The organism is Streptomyces tremellae, assembly GCF_039540215.1.
Classification (GTDB): Bacteria; Actinomycetota; Actinomycetes; order Streptomycetales; family Streptomycetaceae; genus Streptomyces; species Streptomyces tremellae.
On the sequence record NZ_BAABEP010000003.1, the window covers coordinates 223,103 to 239,654 of the forward strand.

15 protein-coding genes are annotated in these 16,552 nt (G+C 74.0%); 4 read left to right on the top strand and 11 right to left on the bottom strand.

Annotation, left to right across the window (positions count from 1 at the left end):
• Positions 1 to 6: 6 nt before the first annotated feature.
• From ABEA77_RS04745 to ABEA77_RS04760, 4 genes are all read right to left on the bottom strand, one after another.
• Entirely contained in the window at positions 7 to 2,388 is a 2,382-nt protein-coding gene (locus ABEA77_RS04745; protein WP_345641566.1) for a phosphoketolase family protein, read from the bottom strand.
• Between the two features lie 56 nt (positions 2,389 to 2,444).
• Positions 2,445 to 3,842 (bottom strand): NADP-dependent succinic semialdehyde dehydrogenase, encoded by a 1,398-nt coding sequence (locus ABEA77_RS04750; protein ID WP_345641569.1) that lies wholly within the window; start codon positions 3,840 to 3,842, stop codon positions 2,445 to 2,447.
• 236 nt (positions 3,843 to 4,078) lie between these two features.
• Positions 4,079 to 5,923, bottom strand: a complete 1,845-nt coding sequence (locus ABEA77_RS04755) for a transketolase (protein WP_345641572.1) — start codon at positions 5,921 to 5,923, stop codon at positions 4,079 to 4,081.
• A 72-nt stretch (positions 5,924 to 5,995) separates the two neighbouring features.
• Positions 5,996 to 7,300, bottom strand: coding sequence for an NAD(P)/FAD-dependent oxidoreductase (locus tag ABEA77_RS04760; RefSeq protein WP_345641574.1), 1,305 nt, complete (start codon positions 7,298 to 7,300; stop codon positions 5,996 to 5,998).
• A 343-nt stretch (positions 7,301 to 7,643) separates the two neighbouring features.
• Between ABEA77_RS04760 and ABEA77_RS04765 the strand changes: the two genes are divergently transcribed.
• Positions 7,644 to 8,093, top strand: a complete 450-nt coding sequence (locus tag ABEA77_RS04765; protein ID WP_345641668.1) for a DUF5709 domain-containing protein — start codon at positions 7,644 to 7,646, stop codon at positions 8,091 to 8,093.
• Between the two features lie 121 nt (positions 8,094 to 8,214).
• Here the strand turns inward: ABEA77_RS04765 and ABEA77_RS04770 are convergent, their stop codons facing one another.
• Together ABEA77_RS04770 and ABEA77_RS04775 are read right to left on the bottom strand one after the other, a co-directional pair.
• Positions 8,215 to 8,730: an ATP-binding protein gene (locus ABEA77_RS04770; protein WP_345641577.1), complete on the bottom strand. Its 516-nt coding sequence runs from the start codon at positions 8,728 to 8,730 to the stop codon at positions 8,215 to 8,217.
• Positions 8,731 to 8,933: 203 nt separating this feature from the next.
• Positions 8,934 to 9,302: a hypothetical protein gene (locus ABEA77_RS04775; protein WP_345641580.1), complete on the bottom strand. Its 369-nt coding sequence runs from the start codon at positions 9,300 to 9,302 to the stop codon at positions 8,934 to 8,936.
• A gap of 143 nt (positions 9,303 to 9,445) precedes the next feature.
• On the opposite strand from ABEA77_RS04775, the gene ABEA77_RS04780 reads away from it, so the two are divergent.
• A complete protein-coding gene (locus ABEA77_RS04780; RefSeq protein ID WP_345641583.1) occupies positions 9,446 to 9,826 on the top strand; it encodes a VOC family protein in 381 nt (126 codons plus the stop codon).
• A gap of 103 nt (positions 9,827 to 9,929) precedes the next feature.
• Here the strand turns inward: ABEA77_RS04780 and ABEA77_RS04785 are convergent, their stop codons facing one another.
• From ABEA77_RS04785 to ABEA77_RS04805, 5 genes are all read right to left on the bottom strand, one after another.
• Entirely contained in the window at positions 9,930 to 10,463 is a 534-nt protein-coding gene (locus ABEA77_RS04785; RefSeq protein ID WP_345641586.1) for a type 1 glutamine amidotransferase domain-containing protein, read from the bottom strand.
• 95 nt (positions 10,464 to 10,558) lie between these two features.
• On the bottom strand, positions 10,559 to 10,951 hold the full coding sequence (locus tag ABEA77_RS04790; RefSeq protein ID WP_345641589.1) for an SAV_915 family protein: 393 nt from the start codon (positions 10,949 to 10,951) through the stop codon (positions 10,559 to 10,561).
• A 124-nt stretch (positions 10,952 to 11,075) separates the two neighbouring features.
• Positions 11,076 to 12,164, bottom strand: coding sequence for an ABC transporter substrate-binding protein (locus tag ABEA77_RS04795; protein WP_345641592.1), 1,089 nt, complete (start codon positions 12,162 to 12,164; stop codon positions 11,076 to 11,078).
• Positions 12,165 to 12,333: 169 nt separating this feature from the next.
• A complete protein-coding gene (locus tag ABEA77_RS04800) occupies positions 12,334 to 13,200 on the bottom strand; it encodes an ABC transporter permease (RefSeq protein ID WP_345641594.1) in 867 nt (288 codons plus the stop codon).
• On the bottom strand, positions 13,190 to 14,005 hold the full coding sequence (locus tag ABEA77_RS04805; RefSeq protein WP_345641597.1) for an ABC transporter ATP-binding protein: 816 nt from the start codon (positions 14,003 to 14,005) through the stop codon (positions 13,190 to 13,192). Before ABEA77_RS04805 ends, ABEA77_RS04800 begins: the two co-directional genes overlap by 11 nt.
• 223 nt (positions 14,006 to 14,228) lie before the next feature.
• On the opposite strand from ABEA77_RS04805, the gene ABEA77_RS04810 reads away from it, so the two are divergent.
• The gene (locus ABEA77_RS04810) at positions 14,229 to 15,860 is read left to right on the top strand and encodes a sensor histidine kinase (RefSeq protein WP_345641599.1); all 1,632 of its coding nucleotides are present in this window, start codon (positions 14,229 to 14,231) and stop codon (positions 15,858 to 15,860) included.
• Positions 15,857 to 16,552, top strand: coding sequence for a response regulator (locus tag ABEA77_RS04815; RefSeq protein ID WP_345641601.1), 696 nt, complete (start codon positions 15,857 to 15,859; stop codon positions 16,550 to 16,552). The genes ABEA77_RS04810 and ABEA77_RS04815 overlap by 4 nt, the downstream gene beginning before the upstream one ends.

Genomic DNA, 16,552 nt, shown 5'->3' on the forward strand with positions numbered 1-16,552 from the left:
CGGGCCTCAGCCCTGCCAGGTCCAGTCTGCGACCTCCGGCAGGTCGGTGCCGTGCTCGCGGATCCACGCATGGTGCCGGGTGCGGACGTCCGCCATGGCCTGACGCACCGACACCGCCCGTACCCCGAGGCCGGGTACCCGGTCGAGCACGTCCATCACCAGCCGGTAGCGGTCCAGGTCGTTCCTGACCACCATGTCGAACGGCGTGGTGGTGGTCCCCTCCTCCTTGTAGCCGCGCACGTGGAGATTGGCGTGGCCGAGGCGCCGGTAGGTGAGCCGGTGGATCAGCCAGGGGTAGCCGTGGTAGGCGAAGATCACCGGCTTGTCCCGGGTGAACAGCGCGTCGTACTCGGACTCGGTCATGCCGTGCGGGTGCTCCTCGTGCGGCAGCAGCCTGGCCATGTCGACCACGTTCACCACGCGCACGGCGAGTTCCGGAAGGTGGTGGCGGAGCAGTCCCGCCGCCGCCAGCGTCTCCTGCGTCGGCACGTCGCCCGCGCAGGCGAGGACGATGTCCGGCTCGCGGGTGCCGTCCTCGGTCCCCGCCCACTCCCAGACGCCGGCGCCGCGCGTGCAGTGGGCGATCGCCTCGTCCATGGTGAGCCAGTCGAACGTGGGCTGCTTGCCCGCCACGATCACATTGACGTAGTCGCGGCTGCGCAGGGCGTGGTCGGCCACCGACAGCAGCGTGTTGGTGTCCGGCGGCAGGTAGACCCGCACCACCTCGGGGCTCTTGTTGAGCACGTGGTCCACGAACCCGGGGTCCTGGTGGGAGAAGCCGTTGTGGTCCTGGCGCCACACGTGCGACGTGAGCAGGTAGTTGAGCGAGGCGATGGGCCGGCGCCAGGCGAGCCGGCGCGAGGTGCGCAGCCACTTGATGTGCTGGTTGACCATCGAGTCGACGATGTGCGCGAACGCCTCGTAGCAGGAGAACAGGCCGTGGCGGCCCGTCAGCAGATAGCCCTCAAGCCAGCCCTGGCAGAGGTGTTCCGAGAGCACCTCCATCACCCGGCCGCCGCGCGCCAGGTGCTCGTCGGTGGGGCGGGTGAGCGCGTCCCACGCCTTGTCGGTGGCGCCGTACAGCGCTTCGAGGCGGTTCGACGCGGTCTCGTCGGGGCCGACGACGCGGAAGTCGCGGCGCCCCTCGGTGTCCGCCATCACGTCTTCCAGGAGCGCGCCGAGCACCCGGGTGGGCTCGTGCATCACGGTCCCGGGCCGTTCGACGGGCACGGCGTGCCGGGTCAGCGGCGGCAGCGGCAGCTCGCGCAGCAGCAGGCCGCCGTTGGCGTAGGGCGTGGCGCCCAGCCTCCGGGTGCCCTCGGGCACGAAGCGCAGCACCTCGGGCCGGGGCGCGCCGGTCGCGTCGAACAGTTCCTCCGGGCGGTACGAGCGCAGCCAGCCCTCCAGTTGGCGCAGGTGGTCGGGGTTGGTGCGGACCTCGCTGAGCGGCACCTGGTGGGCGCGCCAGGTGTCCGCGACCGGCAGGCCGTCCACCTCGGCAGGGCCGGTCCAGCCCTTGGGGGTGCGCAGCACGATCATCGGCCAGCGGGGGCGCACGGTCTCGCCGCCTTCGCGGGCGGCGCGCTGGATCTCGCCGATCGTGTCGAGGGCGCGGTCCATGGCGGCGGCCAGGGCGCGGTGGACGGCCATCGGCTCGTCGCCCGTGACGTGGATCGGCTCGTGTCCGTAGCCGCGCAGGAGCGCGTCGAGTTCCTCCTCGGGCAGCCGGGCGAGGACGGCCGGGTTGGCGATCTTGTAGCCGTTGAGGTGGAGGACGGGCAGGACGGCGCCGTCGTGTACGGGGTCGAGGAACTTGTTGGCGTGCCAGGACGTGGCGAGTGGGCCCGTCTCGGCCTCGCCGTCGCCGACCACGCAGGTGACGAGCAGCCCCGGGTGGTCGAGCGCGGCGCCGTAGGCGTGGGCCAGGGAGTAGCCGAGTTCGCCGCCCTCGTGGATGGAGCCCGGCGTCTCGGGCGCGACATGGCTGGGCACGCCTCCGGGGAAGGAGAACTGCTTGAACAACCGCTCCATGCCCGCCCGGTCCCGGCTCACGTCCGGGTACGTCTCCGAGTAGGAGCCCTCCAGCCAGGAGTTGGCGAGGACGGCGGGCCCGCCGTGGCCGGGCCCCCAGACGGCGAGCGCGTCGATACCCCGGTCCCGCACGACCCGGTTGAGGTGGGTGTGGACGAGGTTGAGGCCGGGCGAGGTGCCCCAGTGCCCGAGCAGCCGCGGCTTGATGTGCTCGGGCGCGAGCGGCTCTAGCAGGAGCGGGTTGGCCATCAGGTAGATCTGGCCGACCGCCAGGTAGTTGGCGGCCCGCCAGTGCGCGTCGAGTGCCGCCAGGTCGGCGTCGGTGAGCTGCCCCGCCGCGGTCTTCGCCTTGCGCATGTGCCTCTCCCTGCTCGTCTCCCGGCGCCCGGCCGCCCCGGGCCGCGCGACGGGTGTCAGTCTGCCGGGCCGTACCAGACCGTGGTGGCGTTCATGAATTCCCGGATGCCGTGGCCCGCCAGTTCGCGGCCGTAGCCGGAGCGCTTGACGCCGCCGAACGGGAGGGCGGGGTGGGAGGCCGTCATGCCGTTGAAGAAGACGCCGCCCGCCTCCAGGTCGCGGGTGAACCGCTCCGTCTCGCCCGCGTCGCGGGTCCACACGTTGGAACTGAGGCCGAAGGAGGTGTCGTTGGCGACGGCGACGGCCTCGTCCACGTCGGCCACCCGGTAGAGGGTGGCGACAGGTCCGAACGTCTCCTCGCGGTGGATGCGCATCGACCCGGTGATGCCCGCGAGCACCGTGGGCTCGTAGAACCAGCCCGCGTCGCGGCCGGGCGGGCGGCGCCCGCCGCACAGCACGGCGGCGCCGTGGCGGACCGCGTCGTCGACGAGCTCCTCCAGGTCGGCGCGGCCCTGCTCGCTGGAGAGCGGGCCGACGTCGGTGCCCTCGTCCAGCGGGTCGCCGACGGTGAGGGCGCGCATGGCGTCCGTGAACAGCGCGGCGAACGCGTCGTACACGTCCTCGTGGACGATGAACCGCTTCGCGGCGATGCAGGACTGGCCCGTGTTCTGCACGCGCGCGGTCACCGCGGTCTTCGCGGCCCCGGCGAGGTCGGCCGACGGCATCACGACGAACGGGTCGCTGCCGCCGAGCTCCAGCACGGTCTTCTTGATCTCGTCGCCCGCCACGGACGCGACCGCGCGCCCGGCGGGCTCGCTGCCGGTGAGGGTGGCGGCCGCGACCCGCCGGTCCCGCAGGATGCCCTCGATGGCGCCGGAGCCGACCAGCAGGGTCTGGAAGCAGCCCTCGGGGAAGCCGGCGCGGCGGAAGAGGTCCTCCAGGTAGAGGGCGGTCTGCGGCACGTTCGACGCGTGCTTCAGCAGGCCGGTGTTGCCCGCCATGAGGGCCGGGGCTGCGAACCGTACGACCTGCCAGAGCGGGAAGTTCCACGGCATCACCGCGAGCACCACGCCGAGCGGCCGGTACACCACCCGGGCCCGGTCCGCGCCCGAGTCCCGCACGTCGGCCTGCGCCGGGTGCTCGTCGGCGAGCAGTTCCTCGGCGTGCGCCGCGTACCAGCGCATCGCCTTGGCGCACTTGGCTGCCTCGGCGCGGGCCTGCGCGAGGGGTTTGCCCATCTCCTCCGTGATGGTGCGCCCGATCTCCTCGGCGTCCTTGTCGAGCAGGTCGGCGGCGCGGCCGAGGAGCGCGGCACGCTCCTCGAAGGAGGTGGTGCGGTAGGTGCGGAAGGTGGCGTACGCGGTGCTGAGCCTGCGCTCGGTCTCCTCAGGGCCGATCGGGTCGAACGTCCTGAGCGTCTCCCCCGTGGCGGGGTTCACCGTTGCGATCGGCATGGCCGATTCCTCCTGGAGTCGATGGTGATGAGCCTGGGGTGCGCCGGTGGGCCGCGCAACACGGACTCCGCCGCCCACCGGCGTGGCCGAGGGGCGGCGGAGCGGGGGCTCACTGCCGAACCCTCCCGGGAAGGGTTGGGAGCCGCGCCCGCACGGGACGGGTATCCACTCGGCCGGGCTTCTCACCTGTCGGCGCGGACACCGCGCGGCGCGGACACCGGCGGCGCGTCCCGGTGTCAGCGGATGATCTTCTCGGCGAGCAGGCGTACGCCCGCGGCGACGGACTCCGCGTCGATACCGGCGGCCCTGCGCTGCTCCTCGCCTGTGGCGGAGCCCGGCATGTTGGTGACGGCGAGCCGCACCAGACGGCGCGGCGCGGGCCTGCCGTCGCCGAACGCCTCGGCCACGGCGTCGCCGAGGCCGCCCTCGGGGTGGTGGTCCTCGACGGTGACCAGGCACTCGGTGTCCTCCGCCGCGGCCGACAGGGTGTCCCCGTCCACGGGCTTCAGCGAGTACAGGTCGATGACGCGGGCCGCGATGCCCTCGGCGGCGAGCGCGTCGGCCGCCTCAAGGCAGGAGTGCACGGTGACGCCGGTGCCGATGAGGGTGACGCGGTCGGCGTCGGAGCGGCGCAGCACCTTGCTGCCGCCGATCGGGAACTCCTCGTCGGGCCCGTAGATGACGGGCGTGCCGCTGCGCATGGTGCGCACGTAGCGCACGCCCGCCAGGTCGTACGTGGCGGCGACGAGCCGTGCCGCCTGGTTGGCGTCGCACGGCTGGAGCACGGTCGAGCCGTGGATCGAGCGGAACATCGCGAGGTCCTCAAGGCCCATCTGGGACGGACCGTCCTCACCGATCGACACGCCCGCGTGCGAGCCCGCGACGGTGATCGACGCCCTGCTGACCGCGGCCATCCGCAGGAAGTCGTGGGCGCGCGTGAGGAAGGCCGCGAACGACGCCGCGTACGGGGAGTGGCCGACGGCCTGCATGCCGACGGCGGCCGCGATCATCTGCTGCTCCGCGATGTAGCACTCGAAGTAGCGCTGGGGGTGCTCCTTGGCGAAGTACTCGGCCCTGGTCGAGTCGCCGACCTCGCCGTCGAGGACGACCACGTCCTCGTGCGCGTGGCCGAGCGCGGTGAGCGCCTCACCGAAGGCGTCCCTGGTGGGCACGGTGTCGCCGATGTCGTAGCGGGGCAGCGACAGCGGACGGCTGCGCGCCGTCCCGTTGCCGGGGGCGGCCTGCGGGCGGGCCACGTCGACACGGATCGAGCGCCTGCCGCCGAGTTCCGCGATGGCCTCCCCGGCGTCCTTGACCGGCTTGCCGTGCATGCCCTCCCGGTCCTCGACGGCGCGCACGCCCCGGCCCTTGCGGGTGCCCGCGATGATCGCCGTGGGCTTGTCCGCGGTCGACGCGGCCTCGTTGAAGGCGCGTTCGACGGCCTCGACGTCGTGTCCGTCGATCTCGACGGTGTGCCAGCCGAAGGCGCGCAGGCGCCTGCCGTACGCGTCGAGGTCCCGCTGGTGGCGGGTGAGGCCGCGCTGCCCGAGCCGGTTGACGTCGACGATCAGGGTGAGCGCGTCCAGGTGCTGGTCGCCCGCGTGCTCCGCGGCCTCCCACACCGAGCCCTCGGCCATCTCGCTGTCGCCGGAGAGCACCCAGACGCGGTGCGGCGTGTGGCCGAGCCGCCGTCCCGCGAGGGCCATCCCGACGCCGACGGGCAGCCCCTGCCCGAGCGAGCCGGTGGCGACGTCGACCCACGGCAGCCGCGGTGTGGGGTGGCCCTCCAGGCGGCTGCCGAGGGTGCGGTACGTGCCGAACTCCTCCTCGTCGAGGGCGCCTGCCGCCAGGTACATCGAGTACAGCAGCGGCGAGGCGTGGCCCTTGGAGAAGATCAGCCGGTCGTTGCCGGGGTGGCCCGGGTGGTCGAAGTCGTAGCGCAGGTGGTTGGCGAGCAGCACGGCCATCAGGTCGGCGGCCGACATCGAGGAGGTCGGGTGCCCCGAGCCCGCCGTGTCGGCGACCCGGACCGAATCGACCCTCAGCTGCTGGGCGAGCTCCGTCAGTTCATCGGTGTCCATGTCACTCCTTGGGGTTCGCGGTCCGCCGGGGGCCTGCGCGGCCCGTCAGCGGCGGGTGGTGGGGATGGGGCGTCACCGCGTCCTCGCGGGCTCGGGCGGCGATGACTCCAGGGGGACCGCGCCGGAGCGGACGAGGCCGAGCTGCACGGCCTGGCGCGGCAGCGCGGCGTCGAGCAGCCAGTCGGCGGCCACCCGTATCCGGTTGCCCGGCATGGCGGCGAGGTGGTAGCCGCGGGTGACGGCGCCCGCGAGGGGCCCGGCGAGCGGTACGCCGAGCGGGTTGGCCGCCGCCTGGACGCCGCCGAGGTCCACGACGAACCCGAGGTCGTCGTGGCGGTAGGCGCGCCAGTGGCCGAGTCCGAGGGAGGCGGCGACGTTGCGGCCCGCGACCTTGCCCTGCCGGGCTGCGTGCTGCGCCGTCATCGGGGTGTACTGTCCCGGCCGTGTCAGGTCGGGCACCGCCGCGGCGTCGCCGCACGCGAAGACCTCGGGCCTGCCCGGCACGGTGAGCCGCGCGTCGGCGACGAGGCGGCCGCGCTCGACGGGCAGGCCGAGCGCCGAGACGAGCGGGTCGGGGCGCACGCCCACGCACCACACGAGGGTGCGGGTGGGCAGGTGCTCGCCGCCGTCCAGGGTGATGCCGTCCCGGGTGGCCTCCGTGACGGACATCCGTGTGCGCACCTCGACGCCGCGCCGGCGCAGGACCCGGTCGGCGGTGTCCGACAGGTGCCGGTCGAGTTCGGGCAGCACCCGCGGCGCGATGTCGAGCAGCAGCCAGCGCGGCGGGCGGTCCTGCCGCCATCCGCGCTGCCTGCGTACGAGGGCGTCGGTGAACATCTTGCCCTGGGCGGCGACCTCGGTCCCGGTGTAGCCGGCGCCCACGACGACGAAGGTGGAGCGCGCGGCGCACTCGGCGGGGTCGTCGGCCGCGGCGGCGAGTTCTATCTGCCGGGTCACGTGGTCGCGCAGGTAGAGCGCCTCGGCGAGGCCGCGGAAGCCGTGCGCGTGCTCGGCGACGCCGGGGATCGGCAGCAGCTTGTTGACGCTGCCGACGGTCAGGACGAGCCGGTCGTAGGCGAGCGCCCCGCGGCGCCCCTCCGGGTCGGTGTAGCCGACCCGGCCCGCTTCGAGGTCGACGCGGTCGGCCGTCCCGAGCACGAGGCGCACCCCCGGCAGAGTGCCAGGCAGCGACACCGTCACCCTGCGGGGCTCCAGGATGCCCGCGGCCACCTGGGGAAGCAGCGGCAGATAGAGGAAGTAGTCGGTCGGGTTGAGCAGGACGACCTCGGCGCGGTCCCCCACCTCGCGGGTGAGGGTCCGCGCCGTCTCGTACCCGGCGAAACCCGCTCCGACGATGACGATCCGCTGTCGGCTCACGCTCGGCTCCGGTGGTCGTGTCGTTCGTCTGGCGCCGTCCGCCGGTGCGCCGCGGCCGCGGTCCGCGTCGACGCGCCACGGCGTGCTCCCGCTGTCTCCGCGCGGACGGAACCACCGCGTGCCCAGGGGTGGCACGGACAAACACGCGCCCGGTCCGACCTGCGGTTTGACAGCGCACCGTTTGGTGGCAGCGTTGTCCTTGGAAGGGCCGGAGGACGGCCCGGGTCCCGGGTGCGCCCGGGCCGGCGGCCGCCGTGGGTAGTGCGGGCTGCGCCGGGTAGCCGGGCTGAACGCAATCGGACTCGACGAGGTGATCCACGTGACCGCGGACAACAGCGACCCCATGGCCGACGACGTCTACCAGCCCGACGCGGACGCCGACGTGACGGAGGACGAGGGCATCCTCGACCCCGAGGACACTCTCAACGAGAGCGAGCTCGACCCGTACGACCAGGGCTACTCGCCGCCGGAGAAGCCGCTCGGCGTGGAGTCCGAAGGCACCACCGCCGAGGAGCAGCACGAGGGCGAGAGCCTGGACGAGCGGCTGGCCGAGGAGGTGCCCGACCCGCCGCTGCCGGACGGCGACGGCATCGGCGACCTGGACGAGGGCGACGGCGAGGTGCGCGACGACGAGGTGGGCGCGCAGCGCTCGGGCCGGCTGGTCGCGCCGGACGAGGGCGCGCACGCGGACGCGGAGAAGGACATGGTCGCCGAGGACGTGGGCATCGACGGCGCAGCGGCGTCGGCCGAGGAGGCGGCGGTGCACACGGTGGACGAGGACAGCGCGCTCTGACGGCGGGCGCGGGCGTGCCCCGTACCCCTTGCGGGTCCCTCGCGCCGAGGGCCCGCGGGGGTGCGGGGCGCGTGCCGTGCTCGGGCGGTGTCGCGACCGCGGCGGTCGAGGGCCCGCGGCGTCAGGCCGGTTCCGGTACGCGGGACGTGCGGGACGCGGGCTCCCCCGCCGCGGTCACCGCCTCGGCCGCGGGCTCGGCGCGCAGGGCGGTGTCGACCGGGGTCGGCGGCACGGCGCGGACGCGCGGCTCCGACACCGGTGCCTGGACGCTGCGCGTGAACCAGACGACCTTGCCGTCCGCGGTGGGGCAGGTCCCCCAGCTGTCGCTGAGCGCGGCGACCCGGGCGAGTCCACCGCCGCCCGCGGTGAGCAGGCGCGGCATGGCGGGTCCGTCGTCCGTGACGGAGGCCGTCAGGTGGCGGCCGCTCAGGCGCAGTTCGAGCACGCACCTGCTGGTGCCGCCGACATGGTGGTGGACGTTGGTCAGCAGCTCGTCGACGCCGCGGCAGACCGCCTGTACGTGCGGATCGAGGTTCCAGTACCGCAGGTACGCGGCGACGATGCGCCGGATCTGCGGCACGCGCTCCTCGGAGACGTGCAATTCCAGCTCGTAGTGACGGTCGAGTGGAACTGTCATGGTTGAGGCTCCTCACAGAGAGGCCCACGTGCTTCAGACCGCGGACGGCCCCCGAGCACGAAGCGTGAGCAACAGCCACTTCTGGGTCACCCACAGCCTCGCCCCGCTGGGCCGAATGCGCAACACGATCACCCGGGCACACTCCGTGACCTGGGCGGTACGCAAGCGGGGGACCGGCTCCTCCCGGCCCCCCGCGCGGCCCCTCAGCGGGTGGCGAGCCGCAGCTGGACCTCCTGCTCCTGGTCGCCCGACGAGGTGCCCACGATCCGCACCGCGAAGGCCGACTCCAGCGTGGAGCGCACCCCGTGGACGGCCTGCGGACCGCCTTGGAGCACGGCGGTGACGGGCGCGCCGAGCGGTACGGGGTGCGCGTCGCCGTGCCGGGCCGCCGTGTCGAACGTGGCCGCCCAGACCGTGGCGCCCGAGCCGCTCGGCGCGTCGTCGCGGTCGCGGTCGGAGGCGTAGGCGCTGTGCAGGACGCCGAAGACGGCCTGGGCGTCCTCGGGGGCCGAGCCGGTGAGTTCCACCGCGACCTCCGCATCCGGGTTCGCGGAGGGCTCCGTACTGGTCATGTGCTGACTCCTTCCGGTCGCCGGGGCCGGGGGCCGCCCCCGGCCAGGGCCGGGTACCCGGGGTCGTCCGGCGCAACCGCGGACCGGGGACGCGGCCCTCAGCGGGCCCGCGTCCCGCCCGCGGCCGGGGGTAGACGGCAGCCATGACCGTCGTGAAGACCACCGTGCTCGTACTGGACGCCGCGGAACCCGCGGAACTCGCCGACTTCTATGCCGCGCTCCTCGACGCCGAGCCGCGGCCGGGTGACGACCCCGACTTCATCGAGGTCGTCGGAGAGAACGGGGTGCGGCTCGCCGTCCGCAGGGACCGCGGCTACGCGCCGCCGAGCTGGCCGCGCCCCGAGACCTCCCAACAGGCCCATCTGCGGGTTCTGGTGGACCGCGCCGACATCGACGAGGCGGAGCGCGAGCTGATCGCGCTCGGGGCCAGGCCGCTGGACACGAAGGACAACGGCGGCCCCCGGGACACCCGGATCTACTCCGACCCCGCGGGTCACTCCTTCACGCTGGCCGTACGGATGTGACACCGCGGGGCGCGGCAGCACCGTACCGGTGTGGCGGGGGCACCGTACGGGCGCGGGGCCCCGGCGCACGGCCGCGGCCCCGCGCACGCGGCGGGAGCGCGCGTCAGCCGCCGAGCTGCGTGACGAGGGCCTCGCAGAAGGCGGGCAGGTCGCCGGGGTTGCGGCTGGTGATGAGGGGGCTCGGCGCGGCCGTGCAGACCACGACCTGCTCGTCCACCCAGGTGCCGCCCGCGTTGCGGATGTCGGTCTGGAGGCTCGGCCACGAGGTGAGGGTCCTGCCCCGCACCCGGTCGGCCTCGACGAGCGTCCACGGCGCGTGGCAGATGGCCGCGACGGGCTTCCCCGCCTCGAAGAACGAGTCGACGAACGCGACGGCGCCCTTGTCGGTCCGCAGGAAGTCGGGGTTGGCGACGCCGCCGGGCAGCACGAGGCCGTCGTAGTCGTCCACGGACGCCTCGCCGACCGTGCGGTCCACGGGGAACGTGTCGGCCTTGTCGAGGTGGTCGAAGCCCTGGACGCGACCGGCTTCGGTCGAGACCAGATGGCGTTCGCCGCCCGCGTCGCCGACCGCCTTCCAGGGCTCGGTCAGCTCGACCTGCTCCACGCCCTCCGGAGCCATCAGAAATGCGACTCGCATGTGTGTCACGTCCTTTCCGCTCGCACGGGAACCCCGGGCCGGTGGGCCCGGAAGCTCCGTGTGCCCAGCGCGGCCCTTCTCACACCGCGGCGCGCTCAGGCCCGGGCCGCCCCGACGGGTCCGACCAGCGGCGTCGGGCCGTCCGTGCGGCCGGGGCGCGGGGCAGGCACGGCGGCCGGGAGGGGGGCGGCGACCGGCGCGGGCCTGGGGGCGGCGAGCTGCGGGTCGACGGTGAGGGCCGTGACCCCGAGGGGCTGGGCGAGGGCGCGCAGCGCGGGCTCGGCCAGCCGGATCCACGGCCGGCCCGCGCCGAGCGTGGCGGCCAGCAGCCGCGGGGAGGTGAACGCGACGGCCGTACGCCCCCCGAGAGGGGTGCGGAACAGGCGCAGGCGGTACCCCGTGCCGTCCGGCAGGACCGGTACGACGAGGGGTGCGGCAGGCCCGCTGGGCGCGGGCTCGGCCGCTTCTGCGCTGGGCAGCTCCGGCATGGGGCACTCCTGACGGCGGGCGGGACGGCCCTGCCGGCCGTCAGGACCGGCGGGGCACCGGTCCTACGATATGCCCCATGCGCGGCACCCGGTGCCACCCCCCTTGACGCCCCGGGGGACGGGTTCAGTCGGACGACGGCGCGGTGTCCTTCACGAACTCCGTGGTGTACGTCTTGTCCACGTCGACGTCCACGTTCTGGAGGTTGGGGTCGAAGGTGGACAGGACGCGCTTGACGGTGGCCGGGCCGTCGGGCGGCATCACGCCGTCGGTGGTGAACATCGGCAGGCTGTTCCTGACGGCCTCGGCGTAGAGCGCCTTGCCGCCGCCCTGCTGGTAGTCGGCGGGCATCTTCGCGGCGATGTCCTCGGGGGTGTGGGAGGCCATCCAGCGCAGGGTGCGTACGAAGGCGCGGGCCAGCCGGTGCACGGTGTCCTTGTGGCCGTTCACCCACGCGGTGTTCATGTAGAGGCTCGACGAGGGGTAGAGGCCGCCGAGCGCGGCCCGCGACCCGTCGGGGGTGCGCAGGTCGACGAGGACGGATCCCGCCTTCTTGTCGAGGATGGTCGACACGGTCGGCTCGGTCGTCATCCCGGCCTGGATGGAGCCCTGCTGGAGCGCGGAGACGAAGGTCTGGCCCGCGCCGACCGCGACGGGGGTGAACTCGCTCGTCTTCAGCCCGCCGCGCACGGCCAGGTACTTGGTGAGGAAGTCGGTGGACGAGCCGAGCCCGGTCACGCCCAGCTTCTTGCCCTTGAAGTCCTTCGGGCTCCTGATCTCGTCGGCGGCCTTGGTGGAGACGACCTCCACCTCGCCCGGCGCCTGCGCGAACTGCACGACCGACTCGACCTGCTTGCCCTTGGCCTGGAGGTCGAGGGTGTGGTCGTAGAAGCCGACGGTGCCCTGGACGTCGCCGGAGACGAGGGCCGTCTCCGCCTGCACCCCGGCGGACTCGGTGAGCAGCTGCACGTCCACGCCCTCGTCCTTGAAGTAGCCGAGGCGCTGGGTGAGCATCGCGGGCAGGTAGATGACCTTGTCGAGGCCGCCCACCATGATCTTCACCTTGCCCGTCCCGCCCGCGGAGTCGGACGAGCCGGACGCGTGGTCGGCACAGCCGGTGAGCGCGGTCAGGGCGAGGACGCCGGTGAGGGCGACCGCGGCCCGCGCCGCGCGGCCGGCGCGGCGGGTCGTAGTACGCGGGGTCGGAGCACGCATAGGGGTCACGTCCTTGTGAAAGTGCGAAAGCCTGAAGTGTGGTGCCTGGGGATGGCGGGGTGGTGAGGGGCCGGCGTGAGATGTGCGGCGGCGGTGTGCGGGTGTGGCGCACGGCGCGTCCGCGGCCCTCCGGCGGCCGGGTGGCGCGGGCGGGCGCGGCGCGCGAACGTCAGCGGCCGTCGCCCGGCTCCGCGGGCTTCCAGCGGAAGAGGCGCCGTTCCAGGAAGGTCAGCAGCCCCTCGGCGAGCAGGGCGACGACCGCGAGGATGACCATCGCCGCGTACACGCCCGCCGCGTTGAAGCTGCCCTGCGAGGCGGAGACCAGCAGGCCGAGCCCCTTGGTGGCGCCGATGTACTCGCCGACGATCGCGCCGATCAGCGCGAACCCGAAACTGACGTGCAGGCTGGTGAAGATCCAGGAGGTGGCGGAGGGGATCACCACGCGGTAGGTGACCTGCCGGTTGCTCGCGCCGAGGATGCGCGCGCCGTCCACCAGGCGGCGGTCCACCTCGCGGGCGCCCTGGAAGGCGTTGAAGAAGACCGGGAAGAAGACGAGGACGACCGCGGAGGCGACCTTGGAGGCGGGCCCGAGCCCGAACCAGATCAGGAAGATCGGGGCGAGCACGATCCGCGGCAGCGCGTTGAGCACCTTGATGTACGGGCCGAGGACGTCGGCGAGGAAGCGGACGCGGCCGAGCGCGATCCCCAGCACGACCCCACCGAACACGCCGGCGAGCCAGCCGAGCAGCGCCTCGTAGAGCGTGTACCAGATCTGCTCCGCGAGGGAGCCCTGCGCGGTGCCCTCGGTGGTCCACGTCCAGATCTGGGACCAGATCTTCGACGGCATCGAGAAGTTGAAGGGGTCGATGACCCCGGCGCGGGCGAACCACTCCCACAGGCCGAGGACGGCCACAAGGACCAGCACGCGGACGGACTGCACGAGCCGGCTGCGGCGGCGCGCCGCGCGCGCCCTGCCCCGGGTGCGGGCGCCCTCAGGGGCGGCGGGCGGCGCGGCGAGCGCGGTCTCAGGCGGCATGTCCCGCTCCCCTCTCGCGGGTGATGCGGACCTCTTCGCCGAGCGAGGACCAGATCTCCCGGTAGATGTCGGTGAACTCCTTCTCCAGCCGCACCTGTTCGACCTTGCGCGGGCGCGGCAGGCCGATCTCGAAGACCTCTTTGACGGTGGCGGGCCCCGCCGTCATGACGACGACCTTGTCGGCGAGTGCGATGGACTCCTCCAGGTCGTGGGTGACGAAGACGACGGAGGCACCGGTGCCCGACCACAGGTCGAGGAGCTCGTCGGACATGAGGGCGCGGGTCTGCACGTCGAGCGCGGAGAACGGCTCGTCCATCAGCAGGATCTCGGGATCGCCGACGAAGGTCGCGGCGAGGGCGACGCGTTTGCGCTGCCCGCCGGAGAGCTGGTGCGGGTAGCGGTCCTCGAAGGCGCCGAGGCCGACCCGGTGCAGCCACTGCCTGGCGCGCTCGCGCGCCTCCGCCTTCGGCACGCCGCGGAAGCGGGGGCCCGCCATCACGTTCGACAGGACGGTGCGCCAGGGGAAGACGGCGTCCTGCTGGAAGACGAAGCCGACGTTGTCGGGGATGCCGCGAACGGGTTCGCCGCCGATCAGCACCTCTCCCTCGGTGGGTTCCGTGAGGCCGCTGACGAGGGTCAGCGTGGTCGACTTGCCGCAGCCCGTGGGCCCGACGACGGCGACGAACTCACCGCGGCCCACGGTCAGGTCGAGGTCGCGTACGGCGGTGTGCGGCATGCCCGACGGGGTGCTGAACACCTTGCTTGCGCCCCGCAGTTCGATGGCGGGGCCGGTCCGACTGTCCATGGCGCCAGACGGTAGGAGCGGCGCACGGCGGGCGGGAGTCTTGTTCGCACTACCTGCGTTGTGCGCACAAGCCGGTGTTCTGCCCGTTCTGCTCACCGCGTGGCGGACGAATCCGGGACCGGGACTGGGCAGCGGGCCCGCCCTCGGTCTACCGTGCGGCGACGCGGGCGCGGACGGCCCGCATCGCCGGCGAGGCCGCCGGTGGCACGGACGGAGGGGTCGCATGCGCATCCGCTGGCCGCGCCGTGTCTTCGCCCAGGTGCTGCTGGTCCAGCTGGCCACCACGACCGGGGTGCTGATGCTGGTCACGGGCCTGTTCCTGGCGCCGCTGAGCCGGCAGCTCGACCAGGGCACGATGCGGCAGGCGCTGTCCATCGCGCGGACCACCGCGGCGGAGCCCGGGCTCGCGCGCCTGCTCGCCACCACGGCGCCGAGCGCGTCGGGCCCTGTGCAGGCGGAGGCGGACCGGATCAGGCGCTCCACGGGCGCCCTCTACATCGTGGTGATGGACCGGCGCGGTGTGCGCTGGTCGCACACGGACACGGGCAGGATCGGCGAGCGGGTGTCGACGGACCCGAGCGGCGCGCTCGCCGGGCGGGACGTGATGGACATCGAGCGGGGCACGCTCGGCCTCTCAGCGCGGGGCAAGGTCCCGCTGCGGGACGGCCGCGGCCGGGTCGTCGGGGCGGTCTCCGTGGGAATCGCGTACGGCAGTGTGCGGGACGAGCTGATGCGGGCGGTGCGCGGGCTCCTGCTGTACGCGGGCGCGGCGCTCGCCGCAGGGGCGCTGGCCGCGTACGCCGTCTCGCGCCGGCTCCAGCGCCGCACGCACGGGCTGGCGTTCGCGGACATCTCGGCGCTGCTCGACGAGCGGGAGGCCATGCTGCACGGCATCAGGGAGGGCGTGGTGGCGCTCGACGGGCGCGGCAGGATCCGGCTCGTCAACGACGAGGCGCAGCGCCTGCTCGGGCTCGGGCAGGACACGGCGGGCCGGCGCCTCGACGAGGTGCTGCCGCCGGGCCGCGGGGCGGATGTGCTGGCGGGCCGGGTCGCGGGCGCGGACCTGCTGATTGTCTCGGGCGACCGGGTGCTGGTCGCGAACCGGATGCCGGTACGGGACGGCGGCGCGGTCGTCACACTCCGGGACCGTACGGAACTTGAGCTGCTGGGACGGGAGCTGGACAGTACGCACGGGCTGCTCGACGCGCTGCGGGCGCAGGACCACGAGCACGCCAACCGGCTGCACACGCTGCTGGGGCTGCTGGAGCTCGGGCTCTACGAGGAGGCGGCGCAGTTCGTGGCCGACGTGTCGCAGGCGCACCGTGCCTCCGCCGAGCAGGTCGCGGAGCGGGTGCGCGACCCGCTGCTCTCCGCGCTGCTCGTGGGCAAGGCGGCGATCGCGGCCGAGCGGGGCGCCGTGCTGCGGATCGCGCCCGCGACGCTGCTGCGGGAGCGGGTGGTGGACCCCAGGGACCTGGTGACGGTGCTGGGCAACCTGATCGACAACGCGCTGGACGTGGCACGCACGGTCGAGGTGGAGCTGCGCGCCGAGGGCGCAACGACGGCGGTGGTGCGGGTGAGCGACGACGGGCCCGGGGTGCCGCCCGCGCTGCGGGAGCGGATCTTCGCGGAGGGCTGGACGACGAAGAGTTCCCCGGCGCACCGGGGCCGCGGGCTCGGCCTCGCGCTGGTGCGGCGGCTCGCCCAGCGGTACGGCGGGATGGCGCGGGTCACGGCGCGGGCGGGCGGCGGCGCCGTGTTCACGGTGGTGCTGCCCGAGGCGCTCGCCCCGGACGCCGCCGCGGCAGGGACGCGGCGGCCCGGCGCGGTGCCCTCGGCGGGAGGCAGGACGTGATCGAGGTGCTCGTCGTCGACGACGACTTCCGGGTGGCGGAGATCAACGCCGCCTATGTGGCCAGGGTGCCGGGCTTCCGGGTCGCGGCCCGCGCCCACACGGCGGCGCAGGCGCTGATGACGCTGGAGCAGCACCGCGTCGACCTGGTGCTGCTCGACCACTACCTGCCCGACGCGCCGGGTCTCGCGCTGATCCGCCGGATGCGGCAGGAGGGCCACCACGCCGACGTGATCATGGTCACGGCGGCGCGGGACGTGGCGACGGTGAGCGCGGCGATGCGCCACGGTGCGCTCCAGTACCTGGTGAAGCCGTTCAGCTTCGCCGGGCTGCGCGCCAAGCTCGAAGGCTACGCGGCGCTCAGCCGCACCCTGGACGCGGTCGGCACGGACGGCGGCGAGGCGGGCCAGGAGCAGGTGGACCGGATCTTCGGCGCGCTGCGGCCCCCCGAGCCCGGGGGCGGCCCGCTGCCGAAGGGCCACTCGGCGCCCACCGCCGACCTGGTACGGCGGGTGCTGGGCGAGGCGTCGGCGCCGCTGTCCGCCCAGGAGGTGGCGGAGCGCGCGGGCATCAGCCGTTCGACGGCGCAGCGCTATCTGAAGGTGCTCGAACGGGCGGGCCGGGTGACGCTGACGCTGCGCTACGGCGACACGGGCCGCCCGGAGCACCGCTACGGCTGGGCCCGCCGGGGCTGA